The organism is Shewanella sp. (genome assembly GCF_051658185.1).
Classification (GTDB): domain Bacteria; phylum Pseudomonadota; class Gammaproteobacteria; order Enterobacterales; family Shewanellaceae; genus Shewanella.
On record NZ_JBOFMC010000126.1, the window covers coordinates 1 to 19303 of the forward strand.

Annotated in this window: 13 protein-coding genes; 7 read left to right on the top strand and 6 right to left on the bottom strand. The window is 49.6% G+C overall.

The window, feature by feature from the left end:
- Positions 1-122 precede the first annotated feature (122 nt).
- The 6 genes from nadK to ACRCZA_RS05410 all read left to right on the top strand — a co-directional run bounded on the left by nadK (position 123) and on the right by ACRCZA_RS05410 (position 9623).
- The gene (gene nadK, locus ACRCZA_RS05385; RefSeq protein ID WP_438673441.1) at positions 123-1001 is read left to right on the top strand and encodes an NAD(+) kinase; all 879 of its coding nucleotides are present in this window, start codon (positions 123-125) and stop codon (positions 999-1001) included.
- A gap of 896 nt (positions 1002-1897) precedes the next feature.
- Positions 1898-3541: an L-lactate permease gene (locus tag ACRCZA_RS05390; protein WP_438673442.1), complete on the top strand. Its 1644-nt coding sequence runs from the start codon at positions 1898-1900 to the stop codon at positions 3539-3541.
- Positions 3542-3682: 141 nt separating this feature from the next.
- On the top strand, positions 3683-6487 hold the full coding sequence (locus ACRCZA_RS05395; RefSeq protein WP_438673443.1) for an FAD-binding and (Fe-S)-binding domain-containing protein: 2805 nt from the start codon (positions 3683-3685) through the stop codon (positions 6485-6487).
- A 395-nt stretch (positions 6488-6882) separates the two neighbouring features.
- The gene (locus ACRCZA_RS05400; RefSeq protein ID WP_438673444.1) at positions 6883-7626 is read left to right on the top strand and encodes a (Fe-S)-binding protein; all 744 of its coding nucleotides are present in this window, start codon (positions 6883-6885) and stop codon (positions 7624-7626) included.
- Positions 7627-7636: 10 nt separating this feature from the next.
- A complete protein-coding gene (locus tag ACRCZA_RS05405) occupies positions 7637-9052 on the top strand; it encodes a lactate utilization protein B (RefSeq protein WP_438673445.1) in 1416 nt (471 codons plus the stop codon).
- 1 nt (position 9053) lies between these two features.
- Entirely contained in the window at positions 9054-9623 is a 570-nt protein-coding gene (locus ACRCZA_RS05410; protein WP_438673446.1) for a LutC/YkgG family protein, read from the top strand.
- 350 nt (positions 9624-9973) lie between these two features.
- Here ACRCZA_RS05410 and ACRCZA_RS05415 read toward each other — a convergent pair whose 3' ends face one another.
- The 3 genes from ACRCZA_RS05415 to ACRCZA_RS05425 form a co-directional block, all read right to left on the bottom strand.
- Positions 9974-10405, bottom strand: coding sequence for a hypothetical protein (locus tag ACRCZA_RS05415; RefSeq protein ID WP_438673447.1), 432 nt, complete (start codon positions 10403-10405; stop codon positions 9974-9976).
- Positions 10406-10583: 178 nt separating this feature from the next.
- The gene (gene bdpA / locus ACRCZA_RS05420; protein WP_438673448.1) at positions 10584-12095 is read right to left on the bottom strand and encodes a BAR domain-like protein A BdpA; all 1512 of its coding nucleotides are present in this window, start codon (positions 12093-12095) and stop codon (positions 10584-10586) included.
- A 220-nt stretch (positions 12096-12315) separates the two neighbouring features.
- Complete coding sequence (locus tag ACRCZA_RS05425; protein ID WP_438673449.1) at positions 12316-13665, bottom strand: MATE family efflux transporter; 1350 nt, start codon at positions 13663-13665, stop codon at positions 12316-12318.
- Between the two features lie 396 nt (positions 13666-14061).
- On the opposite strand from ACRCZA_RS05425, the gene ACRCZA_RS05430 reads away from it, so the two are divergent.
- Positions 14062-15603 (top strand): MFS transporter, encoded by a 1542-nt coding sequence (locus ACRCZA_RS05430; protein ID WP_438673450.1) that lies wholly within the window; start codon positions 14062-14064, stop codon positions 15601-15603.
- 112 nt (positions 15604-15715) lie between these two features.
- On the opposite strand, the gene ACRCZA_RS05435 is transcribed toward ACRCZA_RS05430, so the two are convergent.
- The 3 genes from ACRCZA_RS05435 to ACRCZA_RS05445 form a co-directional block, all read right to left on the bottom strand.
- A complete protein-coding gene (locus ACRCZA_RS05435; RefSeq protein WP_438673451.1) occupies positions 15716-16237 on the bottom strand; it encodes a DUF3087 family protein in 522 nt (173 codons plus the stop codon).
- 118 nt (positions 16238-16355) lie between these two features.
- Positions 16356-17432: a CobW family GTP-binding protein gene (locus ACRCZA_RS05440; protein WP_438673452.1), complete on the bottom strand. Its 1077-nt coding sequence runs from the start codon at positions 17430-17432 to the stop codon at positions 16356-16358.
- A 116-nt stretch (positions 17433-17548) separates the two neighbouring features.
- Positions 17549-18889 (bottom strand): DEAD/DEAH box helicase, encoded by a 1341-nt coding sequence (locus tag ACRCZA_RS05445; protein WP_438673453.1) that lies wholly within the window; start codon positions 18887-18889, stop codon positions 17549-17551.
- Between the last annotated feature and the right edge of the window lie 414 nt (positions 18890-19303).

Genomic DNA, 19303 nt, shown 5'->3' on the forward strand with positions numbered 1-19303 from the left:
GCTTTAATCGATTCGTTGCTCATTTTCACTCCAGCTAAAAATGCTTTGTTTCTAAATACTCTGGGCATATTATGGGGATCAATTTTGACGTTTCAAGGCCTAAGGCCAGATCTAGCATAAATATGACCATAAAGTTCCACACCATTGGCCTTATCGGCAAACCCCATCATCAAGGCACCAACCAAACCTTAACGCGTTTGCATCATTGGCTCACCATGCAAGGCTATGAAGTGCTCGTTGAAGAACGGGTGGCAAGCGAGTTAGGGTCCCATATCGAAGCGGTTGATTTACCGCAGATTGGCAAGCGCTGCGACTTGGCCATTGTGGTGGGCGGTGATGGCAATATGTTAGGTGCCGCGCGCGTCTTGGCGCGTTTTAATGTCGCCGTGATTGGGGTCAACCGTGGCAATCTTGGCTTTTTAACCGACTTACCGCCCGATGCCTTTGAAGAAGCCCTCGCGAAAGTGCTCGATGGCGAATTTGATACCGAATATCGCTTCCTACTGGAGGCCAAAGTGTACCGTGATGGCGTACTCAAGGCGAGCAATAGCGCCGTTAACGAAGCGGTTTTGCACCCGGGCAAAATTGCCCACATGATTGAATTTGAAGTCTATATTGACGACCAATTCATGTACAGCCAACGTGCCGATGGCATGATAGTCTCCACTCCCACAGGCTCGACGGCCTATGCACTGTCCGCAGGCGGTGCGATCCTTACCCCCAATTTACAAGCGTTGATCCTCGTCCCCATGTTCCCCCACACCCTGTCGTGTCGTCCGATTGTGGTCGATGCCTGTAGTACCATCAAAATGGTGGTGTCTCCGGCCAATGGCGAAAATTTGGAGGTCAGTTGTGACGGGCATGTCCATTTAGCGGTATTGCCTGGAGATGAAATTATCGTGCAGCGCAGTTCGGCGCGTTTATGCCTTATTCATCCTAAGGGGCATAATTACTTTCACGTCTTACGTAGCAAATTGGGCTGGGGCAGTAAGCTGTTTTAACCTTTACACTCAAGCAGATTGGCGTTTGCAGCGCATGCTGTTCCCCATCGTCTTTAGTCACGCTCAGCCTTTATGGCCAGCGGGCACTCGGTACAACTCAATACAACCGGCTTGACGCCTTTCTCATACGCCAACTCATCCGACTAAGCCCTGTCGCATAAACACCGGGGCACATGACCTATCCGCCTGCCGTCAAAATGGGTGTCGTGCTTGCAACACGGATTTTTTGACTTTCAAGATAAAGTCAACCCCGCGGCGTGACACTGATCACACAAACCTCAAGCGAGCGCGCCAATGTGATCTGCATCACTAAGCAATAAGCGGTCAATTACAACATTAAACGTTTTAAATCAAAACTTTAAATAATATTAATTTTATCTTAAAAAAGCCTCTCATGACTCAATGCGAGGTTTATCACACCTGAATTTTGGCTTTAAAATTCATCAATTGTGCAGTTTTGCAATAAAACAGGGCATTAATTGCAATTTTGAGAGAATATTCTAGCCGTAAAATCGTTTTTAATAACTTTAAGCGATATAAAACATGATAAAAATAACAAAAACGACTATCGCGAAAACTGATTGAGTGACTCAGCTCACACGCACTGAAATCGCTTGAGAGAACTTTCCTGCAGCCCTGTAAATTGACCTCTCGTTTAACCTTCAAGATGATCTAGATCATATAAGTCGCGCGATGAATAGCGTCTATTACACACCTTCAACTGAATGAACCGCAACCTTGATCGACGCGCTGCAGATAAACAGTGCCTTGAATCTTAGCGTCAGCATTAAGCTAGCTACCTAATGAGGCTGTTAACTCGTCGCAATTAGGTACAGCGCAAACGGCACATTCCTGTTTTTATCAATGATCGACCACGTTTACAAAAAGAGGCAAGCATGACACTACTTCAACTCTTCGCCAGCTTGACGCCGGTACTGAGCGTAATGCTATTTCTAGTATTGCTCAGAATGCCCGCATCGAAGGCTATGCCCATTTCCATGATAGTCACGGCACTCGCTGCGGTGTTTATTTGGCAAATGGACACCACGCTACTGGCAGCATCGGTTCTTGAAGGGCTGTTATCGGCCATCACTCCATTAACCATTATTTTTGGTGCGGTATTCCTACTCAACACCTTAAAATACTCTGGCGCCATGGATACCATTCGGGCCGGCTTTACCAATATCAGCGCCGATGCTCGCGTGCAAGTGATCATTATATGTTGGTTGTTTGGCGCCTTTATTGAAGGCAGTGCCGGCTTTGGTACTCCCGCGGCCATTGGTGCGCCGCTGCTGGTATTATTGGGCGTCCCCCCCATCGCGGCGGCAGTGGTCGCGTTAATTGCCGACTCCGCCAGTGTTTCCTTTGGTGCCATTGGCCTACCGGTCCTCTTTGGTATGGAGCAAGGCTTAACCCAAGGTGGCGTGAGCATGGCGGCAGCGCAGATCGCCGAACATGGCGGCAGCTACGCAGACTATGCCCAGTTCATTGCCATGCACATGATCACCATCGATTTAGTCACAGGTTCATTAATTCCACTGGTGATGGTCGCACTGTTAACGGGCTTCTTTGGCCGCAATAAATCCTTTAAAGAAGGCTTGGCAATTTGGAAGTTTGCGATTTTTGCAGGACTTGCGTTTACCGTGCCGGCATGGCTTATCAACTATTTTGCAGGTCCAGAGTTTCCCTCAGTGATTGGTGCATTAGTGGGTATGGCACTGGTGATCCCGGTTGCTCGTAAGGGGTACTTACTGCCAAAAACACCTTGGAATGATTTTGCTGAAAATGACAAGCAAGACGCGCGACAACTCGAAGCGAGCACACAATTTTCACAGGTCGCGGCGTGGACACCTTATATCATCATGGCCGCACTGTTAGTATTGTCTCGCACTGTGGCGCCTCTCAAAGCCTGGTTATCAAGTTTTAACATCAGCTGGACAGGCTTAATGGGCACCGAACTTAAGGCAAGCTTTGCGACCTTATACGCCCCAGGCGCCTTCTTTGTTGCCGTGTGTATCTTAGGTTTCTTCCTGTTCAAAATGAAAAGCCCTGCGATCAAACAATCCCTCGGCGATTCTTGTAAGTCCATGTTACCGACCATTATTTCTCTTGGCGCATCAGTGCCTATGGTGAAAATATTCTTAAACTCAGGTGGCAATAGTGCTGGCCTTGCGTCAATGCCAGTGGCATTAGCCGATATGCTGGCCGGTTCTATGGGAGCGGTATGGGCTTGGATGGCACCAATTGTGGGTATTTTTGGCGCCTTCTTATCCGGTTCGGCCACCTTCTCGAACATGATGTTCTCCGGTTTACAGTACAGCGTGGCCGACAATATTGGCATGAACCACGCGCTGGTTTTAGCACTGCAAGGGATCGGCGCCAACGCGGGTAACATGATGTGCGTGATGAACGTGGTCGCAGCCGCAACGGTCGTTGGTATGGCAGGTAGAGAGTCGGAAATTATCCGTAAAACCATGCCTGTGGCCATGGCCTACGCCTTACTGGCCGGTACGATTGCAGTCGTGTGGGGCGGTTTCTAATACCTTGTTCTAAGGGCATGACCAAAGCTTGTGGCTTTGGTCACTGTCTGATACCGCGTTACATGGCATTTTAGTCCGCTACAACGTTAATTTTTGTCTGATTCAAATTGGGTTTCAGTCTTTTATAAAGAGAGTAATGCTATGTCGATTAACTATAAATTGGTCATCGATGATTTAAGAGCGCAATTAGGGGAACAGCCGGTTACGGATGATCCCGTTCGGCGTTTTGCTTGGTCCACCGATGCAAGTTATTTTAGAATTGTGCCCGAAGTCGTGGTGCATGCTGAAACCTTAGAGCAAGTCAAACAAACCTTAGCGGTTGCTCGCAAACATAATGCCCCCGTGACCTTTCGAGCCGCAGGCACCAGTTTATCGGGTCAAGCCATTGGTGAAGGCATACTGTTAATCCTTGGCCACGATGGCTTTAGAACAATTGAAGTGAGCAGCGACGCCAAACAAATCACCCTAGGCGCTGCAGTCATTGGCTCCGATGCCAATGCGGTGCTCGCCCCCCTTAATCGCAAGATTGGCCCAGATCCGGCGACCATTGCCTCCGCTAAAATTGGTGGCATTGTGGCCAATAATGCCTCGGGCATGTGCTGTGGTACCGCGCAAAACAGTTATCAAACCATTGCCTCTGCCAAACTCGTGTTTGCCGATGGCACTGAGCTTGATACCGGCTGTGAACAATCCAAAGCCCAATTTAGCCAGACCCACGGCAAATTGCTCGATGCGCTGACCGATCTTGCCCACATGACCCGCCATAACACCACGCTGGCGGAACGAATTCGTAAAAAGTACGCCATCAAAAACACCACGGGTTACGGCATTAACTCGCTGCTCGATTTTACCGATCCCTTTGACATCATTAACCATTTGATGGTCGGGATGGAAGGAACGCTGGCCTTTATCAACGAAGTCACCTACCACACGGTTAATGAGGCTAAATACAAGGCCTCGGCCATGGCGGTATTCCACAACATGGAAGATGCCGCCCGCGCCATTCCATTAATCAATGGCGAAAGTGTGTCAGCCGCAGAGCTGCTCGATTGGCCATCCATTAAAGCTGTCACCGGTAAACCGGGCATGCCGGATTGGCTGGCAGAATTACCGGCGTTATCGGCGATTTTGTTGATTGAATCTCGCGCGGATGATGCCTCAACACTGGAAGCCTACACCCAAGATGTCACCCAAAAATTGGCCGGATTTGACTTTATCCGCCCAATGGAATTTAGCAGTAACCCTGAGGTCTGTGATAAATACTGGGCCATGCGCAAGGGCTTATTCCCCATCGTTGGCGGTGAGCGTCCGAAGGGCACCTCGGTCATCATCGAAGACGTCGCCTTCGAGCTTGAGCATCTGGCTGCAGCTGCGCGGGATATTACCGAGCTATTCCATAAGCATGGTTACCCTGAAGGCTGTATCTATGGCCATGCGCTGGCGGGCAACTTCCACTTTATTATCACTCCAGCCTTTAGCACCCAAGCCGATATCGACCGTTTCCAAGCCTTTATGGACGATATTGCCGATATGGTGATCAATAAATACGATGGTTCGATGAAGGCCGAGCACGGCACCGGCCGCGCGGTCGCGCCCTTTGTTGAAAAAGAATGGGGACAAGATGCCTACACTTTGATGAAGAGCATCAAACAGATATTCGATCCTCAAGGCATCTTAAACCCCGGCGTGATCCTTAACGATGACAGCCACGTCCACGTCAAGCACATCAAACCTTGCCCCGTGGTCGATGACTTTGTCGATAAATGTATCGAATGTGGTTTCTGTGAAAAAACCTGCCCAACCTCCGCCCTTAACTTCTCACCACGCCAGCGCATTGCCACGTTGCGGGAAATCGAGCGTTTAGAGCAATCGGGCGATAAAGCTGGCGCCGCCGCCATGCGTGCTGCCGCTAAATACGATGTGATTGATACCTGCGCCGCCTGCCAGCTGTGTACCATTGCTTGTCCCGTGGACAACAGCATGGGCCAATTGGTGCGTAAATTGCGTACACCTTACATCACCAGCACCGAACAAAAAGTACTCGACTTCCAAGCCAAGCACTTTGGCGCCGTCAACCAAGTGATCAGCACAGGCTTTGATATGCTTGGGGTGATCCACAAGATCACCGGTGATGGTTTTACCAACGCCCTGATGAAAACCGGTCGGTTAATTTCAAAAGAAGTGCCCTATTGGAACCCGGATTTCCCTAAAGGCGGTAAATTGCCTAAACCGGCACCGGCCAAAGCGGAACAAGAAACCGTGGTCTATTTCCCGGCCTGCGGTGGTAGAACCTTCGGCCCTACGCCAAAGGATCCGGATAACCGCACCCTACCTGAAGTCGTCGTGACCCTTTTAGAGCGCGCCGGTTATAACGTCATTACCCCTGACAATACTCGCGATCTGTGCTGCGGACAGATGTGGGAATCTAAGGGCGACTTTAAAAACGCCGATGCAAAACGCCAAGAGCTTATCGAGTCACTGAGTCAACTGAGTCACGGCGGGAAAATCCCAGTACTGGTGGATGCATTAAGCTGCACCTACCGCACGTTAACGGGTAACCCACAGGTGCAAATCACCGATCTGGTTGAGTTTATGCACGACAACCTGCTCGACAAGCTTAATATCAGCAAAAAGGTCAATGTTGCTCTGCACTTAGGTTGTAGTGCCCGCAAGATGAAGCTCGAGCCAAAGATGCAAGCCATTGCCAATGCCTGCTCGGCTCAAGTGTTAAAACCTGCAGGAATTGACTGTTGTGGCTACGCGGGTGAAAAAGGCTTATATAAGCCCGAAATCAATGCCAGCGCCCTGCGCAACATTAAAAAGCTGATCCCAGCTGAGATTAAAGAAGGCTATTACGCTAACCGTATGTGTGAGGTGGGGCTCACCCAGCACAGTGGCATTTCTTACCGCCACTTAGCTTATCTACTTGAGGAATGTAGCCGCTAAGCTCGGCGCAATGATCCGCTGCACGGGGCCAATATAGGCCCCGTTTTTATGCGCCCAATGGTGATACGCATCCGTTTTATGCGTCATCATCCTTATGCGCATCAAGTGAATTTTTACGCATCTATTATGCAAATTTAACTAGAAACAACCTGTTATTACTGAAAATATCAACCAACAAGCTCCCCATCTCCTCCGATTAACTGTAGTAATAATAGCGGTAAATCATCAGATTATTATTTTTGCATTTTTGCAAAAATCCATCGATTCTTTTACCTCAACTGCGCTATTTATTCTGTGAACAACCACCTATATTTGGCATTTTGCCGCAGCATTCATGCGTTTTTTGGTGCACAATGCCAAGCAATATCGTTCACTCACAAGAAAGAGAAAACACCATGAAAATCGCCCTTTTCATCCCGTGTCTCGTCAATCAAATGATGCCAGATGTCGCCATTGCTACTCTGGAATTATTAGAGAAACTCGGGCACCAAGTGATTTTGCCCGCGGGTCAAACGTGCTGCGGCCAACCAATGACCAACTCCGGCTGCTTCGATGCCGCACGCAGCACCACCCTTAAATTACTTAATGCGTTTAAGGGTGTTGAATGTGACGCCATTGTCTGCCCCGCCGCCTCTTGTTTAGTGGCCGCCAAAGAAAACTTCCACGAGTTCGATAACAGCCCAGAAGCCCAAGCGGTTATCGCCAAACTCTACGAACTGACCGAGTTTTTACACGATATCGCCCCGATCCCCGCCTTTAACAAGCCCTTTGCCCACAAGATCAGCCTGCAATTGAGCTGCCATGGGATCCGCATGTTAAACCTTGCCAGCCCAAGCGAAGAAATGGGGCCCAAATTCAACAAAGTCGAAGCGGTATTAGCCAATATTTCCGGTATCGACATTGTTTACCCCGATCGCCGCGACGAATGCTGTGGTTTTGGTGGCACCTTTGCCGTGGATGAAGGCGCCGTCTCGGCCAAAATGGGCAAAGATAAAGCCCAAGCCCATGCTGCCACGGGGGCAAAATACGTGGTCGGTTTCGACCCTTCCTGCCTATTACACCTTGATGGCATGATCCGCAGACAGCAATTACCCATTGAAATTCGCCACATCGCACAAATTCTCAACGCGGCGCTTTAGGAGATAGACTATGGCTAATCAAAATACCCAAGCGGCCTATCAGCATAATCACGGCGGCGAAGGCTCGCAGGTGCACGCCCACAAAGCCGATATTTTTTGCCGCGATGAAACCCGTGTCGATTGGCATTCCAAGGCCCTTTGGGTGCTGCGGGAAAAACGTGACCGCGCCGCAGGCAGCTTGCCTGAGTGGGAACAACTGCGTCAGCTAGGCTCTGAAATCAAACTGCATACGTTAACCAATCTTGCACAATACCTTGAAACCTTTGAGCAAAATTGTCTTGCCAACGGCATTAAGGTTCATTGGGCCAAAGATGGTGCCGAGCATAATCGTATCGTTCATGAGATTTTAGCCAATCATCAGGTGAAAAAACTGGTGAAGTCGAAATCCATGCTCACCGAAGAATGTCACCTCAATCCTTACTTGGAAGCGCGCGGCATTGAAGTCATCGATACCGACCTTGGCGAGCGCATTATCCAGCTGGCCAAAATGCCGCCATCGCACATTGTGGTCCCTGCGATCCACATGAAAAAAGAAGAAGTCGGCGAGCTTTTCCATGAAAAATTAGGCACTAAAGCCGGTGAATCCGATCCCTTATATTTGACCCGCGCCGCCCGTGCCCATTTGCGCGAGCAGTTCCTCAGTGCCGATGCGGCCATGACTGGGGTAAACATGGCGATTGCCGATAAAGGCGCCGTCGTGGTTTGCACTAACGAAGGTAACGCCGACATGGGAGCGAATCTGCCTAAGCTGCAGTTGCATTCCATGGGGATCGATAAAATCGTGCCGGATCTCGACAGCGCCGCCGTACTGCTGCGCACCCTGGCGCGCAATGCCACTGGCCAACCCGTCACCACTTACAGTGCCTTCTACCGCGGACCACAAACCGACGGCGAAATGCATGTGATCATTGTAGACAATGGCCGCACTGAGATGCTCAAGGATAAAATTCTTGCAGAATCATTAAAGTGTATCCGTTGTGGCGGCTGCCTCAACACTTGTCCTGTGTATCGTCGCTCCGGCGGTTACAGCTATAACTACACTATCCCCGGCCCGATTGGCATTGCCGTTGGCGCCAAGCATGATGATACCAACTCCATCGCTTGGGCCTGTACCTTATGTGGCAGCTGTACTTATGTGTGCCCAACCAAGGTGCCGCTCGACAAAATCATCCACCATCACCGCCGCCTGAAGGCCGAAGCGGGCGAACTGCCCTACGGCAAAAATGGCTATATGCCATTAGTCGGTAAGTTTATGGCAAGTGAAACCCTGCTGAATTGCTCAATGAGCGTGGCCAGAACCGCATTGCGCATTTTACCCGGCAGCTTACTCAAGCCATTTAGCGGCGCATGGGGCAAATACCGTGAACTGCCCGTCGCCCCCAATTCCAGCTTCGAAGCTTGGTTTAAAAAACACAGGAGCCTATAAGATGTCTAGCAAACTTGAAATTCTCAATGGGCTAAAACTGACCGCCTTAACCGATCACCCGATGCCGACCATCGAGGTCACGCCACGAGTTGAAAATTTAGTCGGCCAGTTTGAAACCAACCTCAACACAGTCGCTGGGACATTACACAAAGAAGGTGGCCTCACTGCCCTGCAAGCCAAAGTCGATGAACTTATTGGCCAAGGACTGCAGGTGATCTCACTCGTGGATGGCATAAAGGCAAACCGTGAAGTGCCATCGACCGCCCATGAGCTAAAAGACATCGATTATGCGGTGATCCCAGGGGATATTGGTGTGGCTGAAAATGGCGCGATTTGGGTAAACAACAACAACCTCGGCCACAGAGTCACCCCTTTTATCTGTGAAAACCTGATCCTAGCACTGCCAACAAACAAAATTGTTGCCAACTTGCATCAGGCCGCCAAAGAAATCAGCCTCGCTCCTGGTGAGTTTGGCGTGTTTATCGCCGGTCCCTCAAAAACGGCCGATATTGAGCAAGCCCTGGTCGTCGGTGCCCACGGCGCCTGCAGCTTGAATGTGTATTTGCTGTAATTTGAGCGATATCCCTGCGGCTAACTAAGGTCCCGAAGATCATGTAAGCGGGCCTTATCCAACCAAACACAAAAGCCGCCAACATAGGCGGCTTTTATTTATATTAAGATATTGAATTTAAATACTAAAATAGCGTTATAGCAGCACATATCCCACTCTCGTGTTGCTCCATCATGGGCAACTGAGCCCCATTGAGGTAACACTCAAAATAAGCATTAAGCTGTTATCTTTACCAGCGCAATATAAAGTTCTTAATGGCGGACCTGAGAGGGCTATGCGCCCATAGCCCGATGCTCGCTAGCGGCTCAATGTGCACTACCGACTAAATACGCGCTACTGGCTAATGCGCGCTACTGGCCATCATGTTTATCATCACTATGGTGAGTGACGGCCTTATGGCTATTTTTTAATTCAAAGCCACGGACTATAACATAAGCAATAAGAGTAAATATAAATACAATCAAGTACATCCAAGCAATGCTTTGCAATGTTTCAATTATCGTTCGGTAGATCTCTATGGTCCAGCGCTCGCTGGTGAGCTCGAGGATCTCCGCATCTTTGTGCCTTGCGGTGATGTAACGTTCGAGATCATAAATCCGCACCCCGCCAGAAATCCCCACCACATAGGTGGCGAAGATGATGTATTTCTGCCAAGCCATGCTGATCGCATCTTGGATGATCCGCTTAAAGATTTCTCCTAAGGGGGACTTAAAAATCTGCACCACCATAAACGATACCAACACGGATAACGCGAATGTGACGAATAACAGGGTAAAAAACATAGGCATGTCCTCAAGTTAAGTGGATTGGCTGGCAATTAGGTACGCTAAGCCTCTACGCAGCCAAGGCGCAAGAGCGGTATCCATTGCCAGCAGCAAAAAAATGGCCAACATGCTCCCCAGTGTAAGCTGACATAAACTATAGGCTTACATAAACTATAGGCTTACATAAACTGTAGGCTTACATAAACGCCTTGGTAAAGGCCTCCTTTGACTGGCCAATGTAGCTGCGGGCGCTTTGGGCATGTTGTTCCCATACGGCGCGATCGCTAGGATCGGTAAAAGGATTTTGCTCCGCGGCAATCGAGCGCTCGAATCGATCGTAGAAGGTCAGCATAGCGGAAGTGATTTGATTAAAACGCTCCTTGAATTCTTGAAATTCGTCCATTTTTTCAGTGGTTTTAATCATATATTGCACCAACTCCGCATTGCTATTGGCGGCCAATAGGGCATCGGCCTTAGCGCTGATATTCGCACTCGCCTCGGCAATGATCACGGCGCGGCTCTGCTCGTCTTTACTCATCATTCGGCTGTAATTTTCGGGGGTGCGGGCAATGCTGGCGTGCTGTAAATAGCTGCGCAGATGTTTATCAAGATCCCGGCGAAAGGCATCTAAGTTCTTTTGCATGTTCACTAAATCATTATCAAGGGCGGTCACCTGTTGCAGCTCTTTTTCAATTTCGCCCATAAAGCGCTCGGCCTGTTGGTAGATCTTAAGCCCATTTTCTTCAGCAAACTTTTTATCGCTGCGGCTTAAATCACTGTTGTCGTAGTTTGCACGGTCAAAGGTGGCGGCTAAAAAGGATTTAAAGGGTTCGGCAAAGGCTGAATAGGCGCCTGCGCTGACCACATTTAAGGTGGCGGTGGCCAGATCGCCAAAAGGTTTCACCATTGAGCCTAAACGCGCCTGTTGCAGCGGCGAAGCAACCCGTTTGGCATCGGTCAGCACCGCTCTAAAGGTGTTATAACCTAAGGGGTTAGACATTTTATTGCGCTCGGTGGTCGCCAATACAAAGGTAATGCTCGAATAGATGGCATGAGAATATTCAAGATATTGTCTTTGACTCTCAAGTTGGGCGGCGTAATTTTTACCGAGTGTTCGAAAGGATTCGGCCTGCACCTCGTAATTTTTATCTTGTTTGAGCTTATCTAAAATCCCGCCAATAATTTTTTGCTCGTTTTTTTGCAGGGCGATATCGAGGCGCACTTTATCTAAAGTCAAATCATCGAGACTGATAGGCCCGTTAACGGCTTCAATATCGAGACGAATATATTGACGGCTAGGATCATCAATCGACACTCGGTGCGCCAAATATTCATTGGCATTCGGGCTGACATCAATTAATGCCACATGCTGCCACTTGGCATCAAGCTTAAGCACCGGGGAAGTTAACACATTGATCCGATATTGGGTTTGGCTATTTTGAGGTTTGACCCAAAACTCCAACAGTCCTGCCTCTGCCACAGGATATTTACTGACAATGCTACTACTCCCCTCGGCGCATAATAAGGCGCTCTCGCCACTGCGCGGCTCCGCCCTCGCCAATTGGCACCCCATGATCCATGACCAAGGTTGAGCTAAGGGATTGCCTTCAAAATCACTGGCGAAAACGAGTTCATTTTCTTTAGCATTGGCGCTAATCTGACTGAAAACGCCAAGTAACAGCGTAAAAATGACTGCATGGGTGCGCATAGGGTCCTCATCTAACTCAAGCGTATTTTAGTTAACATTTGGCAAGCATGTTACCGCAAGCAGCTTACAACATGTGCCACTCAGATTAACCACTTTGTTAACTTGGGCAATGTAACAGAGCGCACGGTGCCATACTAGCCCTAACCTTCGCCCTCGCTACGGGTTAATCAACAGATTACCCATTCAGTTAAGGTTTCGCCCCTCAAGCCCTGCTGCGGCTTTAATGCGAGCGGCGCTCGACCTGTTTTAGCGCATAAAACATCCACACACACAGCAGCGTGCTACAACTTGCCAGTGATACCCATACCCCAACCACGCCAAATGCCCAGGCAAAAACATAAATCACGGCAGCAATGAGGATAAGTTTACTGCCAGTAAGGATCGATGCCTGCTTAGCGCAGTTAATCGCTTGGAAGAAACTGGCGCCCACCAAAATTAACCCTTCCATAGGTAAGCCCCAGAAATACCAGCGCATTCCCTCTATCGCGACCGGGGTTAAATGTGGATTATCGCCGGCAAACAGATACACCAACCATTCGGGGCGGCTGTAGATCAGCGCTAAGCCAAGGGCCGCCGTCAGCAACGTCATGGCAAAAGCGATATTGCGTGCTTGTTTGACTCTATCAAACCGGCCTGCGCCCGCATTAAAGCTATAAATCGGTTGAGTGCCAAAGGCGATACCTTCAAAAATCAAATAGAAAAAGGCCTCGGCATAGCTCACCACGCCATAGGCGGCCACATGCAAGGGCCCACCCACCCACAAAAAGGCGGTATTATGCAAGGTCAGCACGATAGACAGGTACAGGTTCATCAAAAAACTGGGTAAACCTACCCGAGCAATATTGCGGCAATGCTCCAGTTTTAGCTTCATCTGCTCGAAATTGATTTTAAGCTGCGTGCGTGGACCAAAAAAATGTTGTAAACACAACAGTCCCGTCACGGCTTGCGCAAGCATAGTGGCAATGGCGGCTCCCGCTAATCCAAAGGGAAATACCACAATAAACAGCCAATCGAGGAGGGTATTGAGTACGCCGCCGAGGATCAGTACATAGGTCACGGTCGAGGGGCGACCATCGTTACGCAGTAAACTGGTAAAGGCCATCGACAGGATCGGGAAATGGCACAGGGCAAAATACCAAAAAAGGTATTCATTGGCACTTTTAAGGATTTCCCCTTCTGCCCCAAGGAAGATCAAAATATCGCGCGAAAAAATGCCGCCGACCAAAGCAAAAAATAGCCCGAATAATAAACACAGGCTAAAAGCATTGCCTAAAATCTTACGCGCGGTGGCCACCTCGCCCTTACCCAAGTTAATGGAAACTAACGCGGCACTGCCCATGCCAATCATGGCCCCCACCGCATAGAGAATGGCTCCCACTGGATAGGCTAACATCATCCCCGCCAGCCCGGTCTCCCCCAGATAATGACCGACAAACATCCCATCAATAGTGACATAGACCCCAGTGACCAACATGGAGGCGATGGTGGGAATGGTATAGCGCCAAAACAGCGTCGATATGGGCTGTTCCAGCAAACGTTGATCCGTTGCGATCGAGGATGGTGCGGTCATTAGCGTGTCTCACAAAATTAGGGCAAGGTGTGCATGGGATAAAAATTTAATATGCACAAAAATGCGGCAGCGGATTGTACCTAACTTTGGTCGGAACACAACCCCCGTATTAAGGGGGAATACTATTCAAAAGCCAATTAGGCCAACAAGTTAAGCATTAAACCTCACCACCACAGCCGCAAAACACTTAGCACTCAACCTGCCAACAAGCGTGACCCAACCCCTTATTTTTCGCTACTTTTATGGTAATTTAGCGCTAATTAGGTAAAGTGATTGTTTCATCTAGGCAAACTTGCTTTTTTGCCTCGCAAAAACAGCAAAACCTACAAATAAAACACCTTACAAATCAAATTATTAAAAGAATTTATAGCTGATAACAATAATAAAGGATAGGACATGAGTCAAAATAGTCCAAATGCAGAAAACGATCTGCGGGAAGTCAAGCAACTCGGGATGTGGGCCTCCATCACCAGTTTAGGGTATATTTTTTGGCTGGTCGGCGGCATGGAACTGGTCGAGCGCATTGCCTATTACGGCGTCAAGGCGAGCGCGGGCCTCTATGCTAAAGCCCCAGAATCGGCCGGAGGCCTTGGGATCAGCCTCAGTGACTACGGCATTATCATTTCGCTGTGGGCCATTATGCAGACCTTTGTGCCAGTGTTTACCGGTGGGATATCCGATCGCGTCGGCTACAAAGAAACCATTTTTGCCTCCACGATTATTAAGATCATGGGCTATCTTGTCATGGCGTTTTTCCCCAGTTTTTGGGGATTTTTAATCGGCGCTTTACTGCTCGCCATCGGTACGGGGATCTTTAAACCCGGGATACAAGGCACCTTAGTGCTCTCGACCCAACGCAACAACACCTCGATGGCGTGGGGAATTTTTTACCAAGTGGTGAATATTGGCGGCTTCCTCGGGCCCTTGGTTGCCGTGCACATGCGCCAATTGTCCTGGGATAATGTGTTTTATGCCTGCGCCGCAATCATCTCCCTTAATTTCTTATTTTTACTGACCTATACCGAGCCAGGCAAAGCTGAGCGCCTCGCACGCAATCAACAGATCAAGGCCGGAACGATTACCCAAGAAAGCCTCTGGCGCGATGCATGGCGCGAGCTTAAAAAACCCGTAGTCATTTACTATATGTTGGTTTTTTCAGGATTTTGGTTCTTATTTAATTCACTGTTTGATGTACTGCCAATACACATTTCAGAGTGGGTCGATACTAGCGTGATTGTCACCTCACTGTTTGGCAGTGAGGGGACTCAAAACGGCGTGTTACAGTTCTGGCTGGGCCTGAATAATGAAGGCACTAAAGTGATGCCGGAGGGGATGCTTAACCTCAATGCCGGCCTGATTATGACCAGTTGCTTTATCATCGCAGCGCTCACGGCAAAATACCGCATCACCACCGCGATGTTTGCTGGGTGCTTATTGTGTATTGCGGCCTTTGTGTTTATCGGCGCCTTCAACGCGGCGTGGTTTATCGTGCTCGCTATCGCCATGTTTTCCTTAGGGGAAATGATGATAAGCCCGAAGAAAAACGAGTTTATGGGCAATATTGCTCCCGAAGGCAAAAAAGCCATGTACTTAGGTTTTGTGATGCTGCCCCAAGGGATTGGTTGGGGCTTAGAAGGTTACTTTGGCCCCAAACTCTATGAGATTTATGCCTCTAAAGAAATCTTTTCCCGAGAGTTATTAATTGAGCGCGGTATGAGTAGCGCTGACGTCAGCGCCATTCCTCAAGGTGAGGCCTTTACCACGTTAGTGAGCTACACTGGCGAAGGCGCCAAGGAGCTAACTCAACTGCTGTACCATAGCCACAACATCGGGATGGCTTGGTACATTATCGCCGCCATTGGCACGATTTCAGCTGTCGGTATTTATATTTACGGTAAGTGGTTACTCACGCTACAAAAGGCCCAACAGGCTCAATAAGCGTTGATATTACATTATCCTTAACGGCATGTACCTTAGCGGCATACCGCGAAGCTCAATTGCTATCAAGCCCAAAAAGTGAGTGACTAACACTCACTTTTTTTGTTGGCGCTTAGAATGCATCAAGCATGGAAGGGGTAAATTGTTCAGCGCTAAGGTTTAGACCAAGCTCTTGGATGTTTGCCTGTAATTGGGCCAAGTCGCGCGACAGCGTGCTTAAGGTCAACGTGTTGTCGTCTAAATGATACACCTGCTGCAAACTGGTGTAATAAAACAGCAAAATAATCATCGCATTAGCATCGTGCTGCGCGGCGGCCGCCTTGATTTTGGCTAATTTACGGAAAATCCGATTCTGCCGCTGCTTTAGTTGCCAAACAACATCAATCTCCGTAAAAAATGCTGTTGATTTAACGTGCAATACCACTGCACTACAAAACACAACGGCGAGGATCACACCCAGTAAATTTAAATGAAAATTCCCCGTGGGTTGCCCAGCGATAGCCTCTGCACCAAACAGCGCAATCAACCCCGCCCCAAAAGACAAAGATAACACCATCAAACTGAGCACGAATGCCAGCAGAAATAGATTCAGGTGTTTACGATATCGGCTTTTATCAATCACAGGTAACGGCATTTTTATTCTCCATACACTCAATCTCGTTGAGCGCCTAAGCTCAAACTTATCATCAAAGCTTAAGTATCCTTATTGTCAAAGCTTCAGTATCTGAGCCTAGCCCCAACAGCACCGCCAATTAGGCCAAACAAGCCATTAACTGTCGCTCGATGGCATCCCAATCTAAGACCTCGGTTGCGATGATTTCTAATCGCGAATCGACAGCATCATCAAGCTCTGCTATCTGACATTCATCCTCTATCCAGTTCACGGCAGCAATGCCATCGGTGGTGATCATCACCGCTTTTAACCTCAGGAGTGTTCCGCGCCAGCGGTCAGGGGCCGTTTGCTGGCGGACAAATGCCATCAACTTATCAAAATCAAACTCTTGGGTAGGCGAGAATCTCCAGCCACAGCTCACTGCGCCTTGGGATTGTTGCTGTTGACGAATAAAAGGCATGTCAAGCTCAAGAGCTTCACTTGCCGCCATGGCAAATAAACCTGTCTCGGTTATATCCTGCGATACATCGCGCCGCGGCGATAATAATGAAGAAGGCGGCGGGCTGAAGCGCTGGCGCCGCGCTTGCTCAAGATGAGTGACGATCTCAAGGGGGACATCCTGCAATGCACTATGGGGGATGACCTGCACGTCCTTGGAGCCCAGCGCATCTAAAAAGCGGCGTAACTCAGCATACAGTTGCGCGGCGTCAACGGCAGGAATGGCATCATATTTATCGGATTTAGTCGCAATCACGATATCGGCCACCTGCAATTGCTCCCTAAAATGAGCATGCTGACGATAGCGCGCATCAAGGATCTTGCGGGCATCGACAAGGCAAAAGGTGTGACACAGGGCGATCACCTGCTGATAGTGTGGCGCGGATAATAACTTAATAATTTCGTTGGGATGGCCAAGCCCAGTCGGCTCTATTAATAGGCGGTCGGGCTTGGCCCGGGCGATCAATTGATTAATCGCCACTTGAGTTGGCACCCCTGCCGCGCAGCACATGCATCCCCCAGCAACTTCCCGGATGTGGATCGTTGGATTACGATTCGCAAGTAGCCCGGCATCGATACCCACCTCACCAAACTCATTGACTAACACCGCCCAGGTTTCCCCCTCGGGTTTGCTTGCCAGTAATTGCTTGATAAGCGTGGTTTTGCCGACGCCTAAAAAACCGGTAATGATATTGGTCGGAATGGCTTTAACTATCATGCTGCGATTCGCTTGCCTTAACGCTGTTGACTTAAAAAACACAGAGTTTACCCTGCATCCGCCCCCGCTACCGGGCTTCCCCCGGTTGACTAAGCTTAGGCAGTATCACCCTTGCATTATTTGATTTTAGTGGTGCGAGCAGTTCCACTCGAGCGATTGGTGGCGCTCCCTTTGGCGTACTTACCCACCCGTGAGGGCGCAGCTTGACGGGCACCGGCTTTACCAATCGTGCGATCCTTCGGCGCCTTGTAGCTCCACTTACTGGCTTTGGCGCCCACCGCCGGGGCATCACGATAGCGGGCTGGTAGTGGTGCCCCTTCTTCATAACCCGGTTGCACCGTAATGGGCAACTTTTGACCAATCAAAGCTTCAATCTCCGCGAGCATCGGCTCATCCGAGGCCGAAACCAAGGAAATCGCGCGGCCCGATAACCCCGCGCGGCCCGTGCGGCCAATGCGGTGTACATAATCTTCGGCCAAGAAAGGCAGCTCAAGGTTGATCACTAAAGGCAAGGCCTGAATATCAAGCCCCCGGGCGGCGACATCGGTTGCGACCAATACCCGCAACTTGCCGGTTTTAAAGTCCTCTAGCACTCGGTTACGGGCCCCTTGGGTTTTATCGCCATGAAACACGCCTGCGCGAAGCCCATCTAAGGTTAATTCTTGCTGCAGATGTTCGGCGCTCTCTTTTGTGCTGGCAAACACCAACACTTGACGCCAATTGTGACGGCCCACCAGCTCTGATAACAATTCAGCCTTGCGGCGCTTATCAACCCGATAAACCTCCTGCTGAACGGTGGCAGCGGTAGCGCTGCCTTCCACGTTAACCCAGGCCGGCTCCTTGAGCATGTTATTGGCCAACTGTTTGACGGCGTCGCTGTAGGTGGCTGAAAACAACATGGTTTGATGGGATGGCGCAATCAAGCGCTTCACCTTCTCAATATCACGCACAAACCCAAGATCGAGCATACGGTCAGCTTCATCGACCACCAAGGTCGTGACGCTTGCTAAGTCCACCTGATACTGGCCAATAAGATCGAACAAACGCCCCGGCGTGGCGACCAGAATATCGACCCCTTGTTCCACCCCTTTACGCTGGGGATTCATATTGGCGCCACCATATACCGCGAGGGTTTTTAGGGGTAAAAATTGACTATATTTTTGTATGTTTTCGCACACTTGGATAGCCAGCTCACGGGTTGGCGTCATCACCAGAGCACGTAACAATGGCTTCTCGATGGTATCGGGCTTCTCGAGGGTATCGTTCGCCAATTGCGCAAGCAATGGCAAGGCAAAGGCTGCCGTTTTACCTGTGCCCGTTTGGGCACAGGCCATCAGATCTTGTCCGGCAAGGGCTAAGGGGATCACTTGCTCTTGGACTTGCGTGAGTTGCTGATAGCCGCACTCAGTTATCGCATTCAAAATGGGAGAAGATAAACCGAGTGTTGCAAATTTCATAGGGACTCTTTTGGCTAAATTGTGGCTAACATTGGCCTAGGCAGTGTCGCAAGGCTATTTGAGCAAGCGGTTTTGCGATGCGCGGTGGCGAGGCTTTCAGAGTCAGTAAGCTCGCTTACACTCGCACTCGCACTCGCCCCTGACCTACTCAACAGTTTCCGCTAGCTCCCCTGCGTTAGGGCCGCGGAGTCTACCAAAATCCACGGCGTTTTTATAGGCAATTATGCACGCGACCTAACACCACCGCCTTAGACACGCGCCGCGGGCGCATTAGACGCCGCATTTAATCCATGAGCGCCTGCGTTCGGCGCCGCAGCCTTAAGGTATTGTTTGGTAAACTCGCAGGCGCTTACTGGCGCTGAAAACAAATAGCCCTGCCCATAATCACAGCCAGCCGCAAGCAACACCTGCCGC

Coding starts and splice junctions, on each gene's coding strand:
- ACRCZA_RS05430 (WP_438673450.1), top strand. CDS start 14,062: ATGAGTCAAAATAGTCCAAATGCAGAAAACGATCTGCGGGAAGTCAAG.
- ACRCZA_RS05425 (WP_438673449.1), bottom strand. CDS start 13,665: ATGACCGCACCATCCTCGATCGCAACGGATCAACGTTTGCTGGAACAG.
- bdpA (WP_438673448.1), bottom strand. CDS start 12,095: ATGCGCACCCATGCAGTCATTTTTACGCTGTTACTTGGCGTTTTCAGT.
- ACRCZA_RS05405 (WP_438673445.1), top strand. CDS start 7,637: ATGGCTAATCAAAATACCCAAGCGGCCTATCAGCATAATCACGGCGGC.
- ACRCZA_RS05400 (WP_438673444.1), top strand. CDS start 6,883: ATGAAAATCGCCCTTTTCATCCCGTGTCTCGTCAATCAAATGATGCCA.
- ACRCZA_RS05410 (WP_438673446.1), top strand. CDS start 9,054: ATGTCTAGCAAACTTGAAATTCTCAATGGGCTAAAACTGACCGCCTTA.
- nadK (WP_438673441.1), top strand. CDS start 123: ATGACCATAAAGTTCCACACCATTGGCCTTATCGGCAAACCCCATCAT.
- ACRCZA_RS05390 (WP_438673442.1), top strand. CDS start 1,898: ATGACACTACTTCAACTCTTCGCCAGCTTGACGCCGGTACTGAGCGTA.
- ACRCZA_RS05415 (WP_438673447.1), bottom strand. CDS start 10,405: ATGTTTTTTACCCTGTTATTCGTCACATTCGCGTTATCCGTGTTGGTA.
- ACRCZA_RS05395 (WP_438673443.1), top strand. CDS start 3,683: ATGTCGATTAACTATAAATTGGTCATCGATGATTTAAGAGCGCAATTA.
- ACRCZA_RS05435 (WP_438673451.1), bottom strand. CDS start 16,237: ATGCCGTTACCTGTGATTGATAAAAGCCGATATCGTAAACACCTGAAT.
- ACRCZA_RS05440 (WP_438673452.1), bottom strand. CDS start 17,432: ATGATAGTTAAAGCCATTCCGACCAATATCATTACCGGTTTTTTAGGC.
- ACRCZA_RS05445 (WP_438673453.1), bottom strand. CDS start 18,889: ATGAAATTTGCAACACTCGGTTTATCTTCTCCCATTTTGAATGCGATA.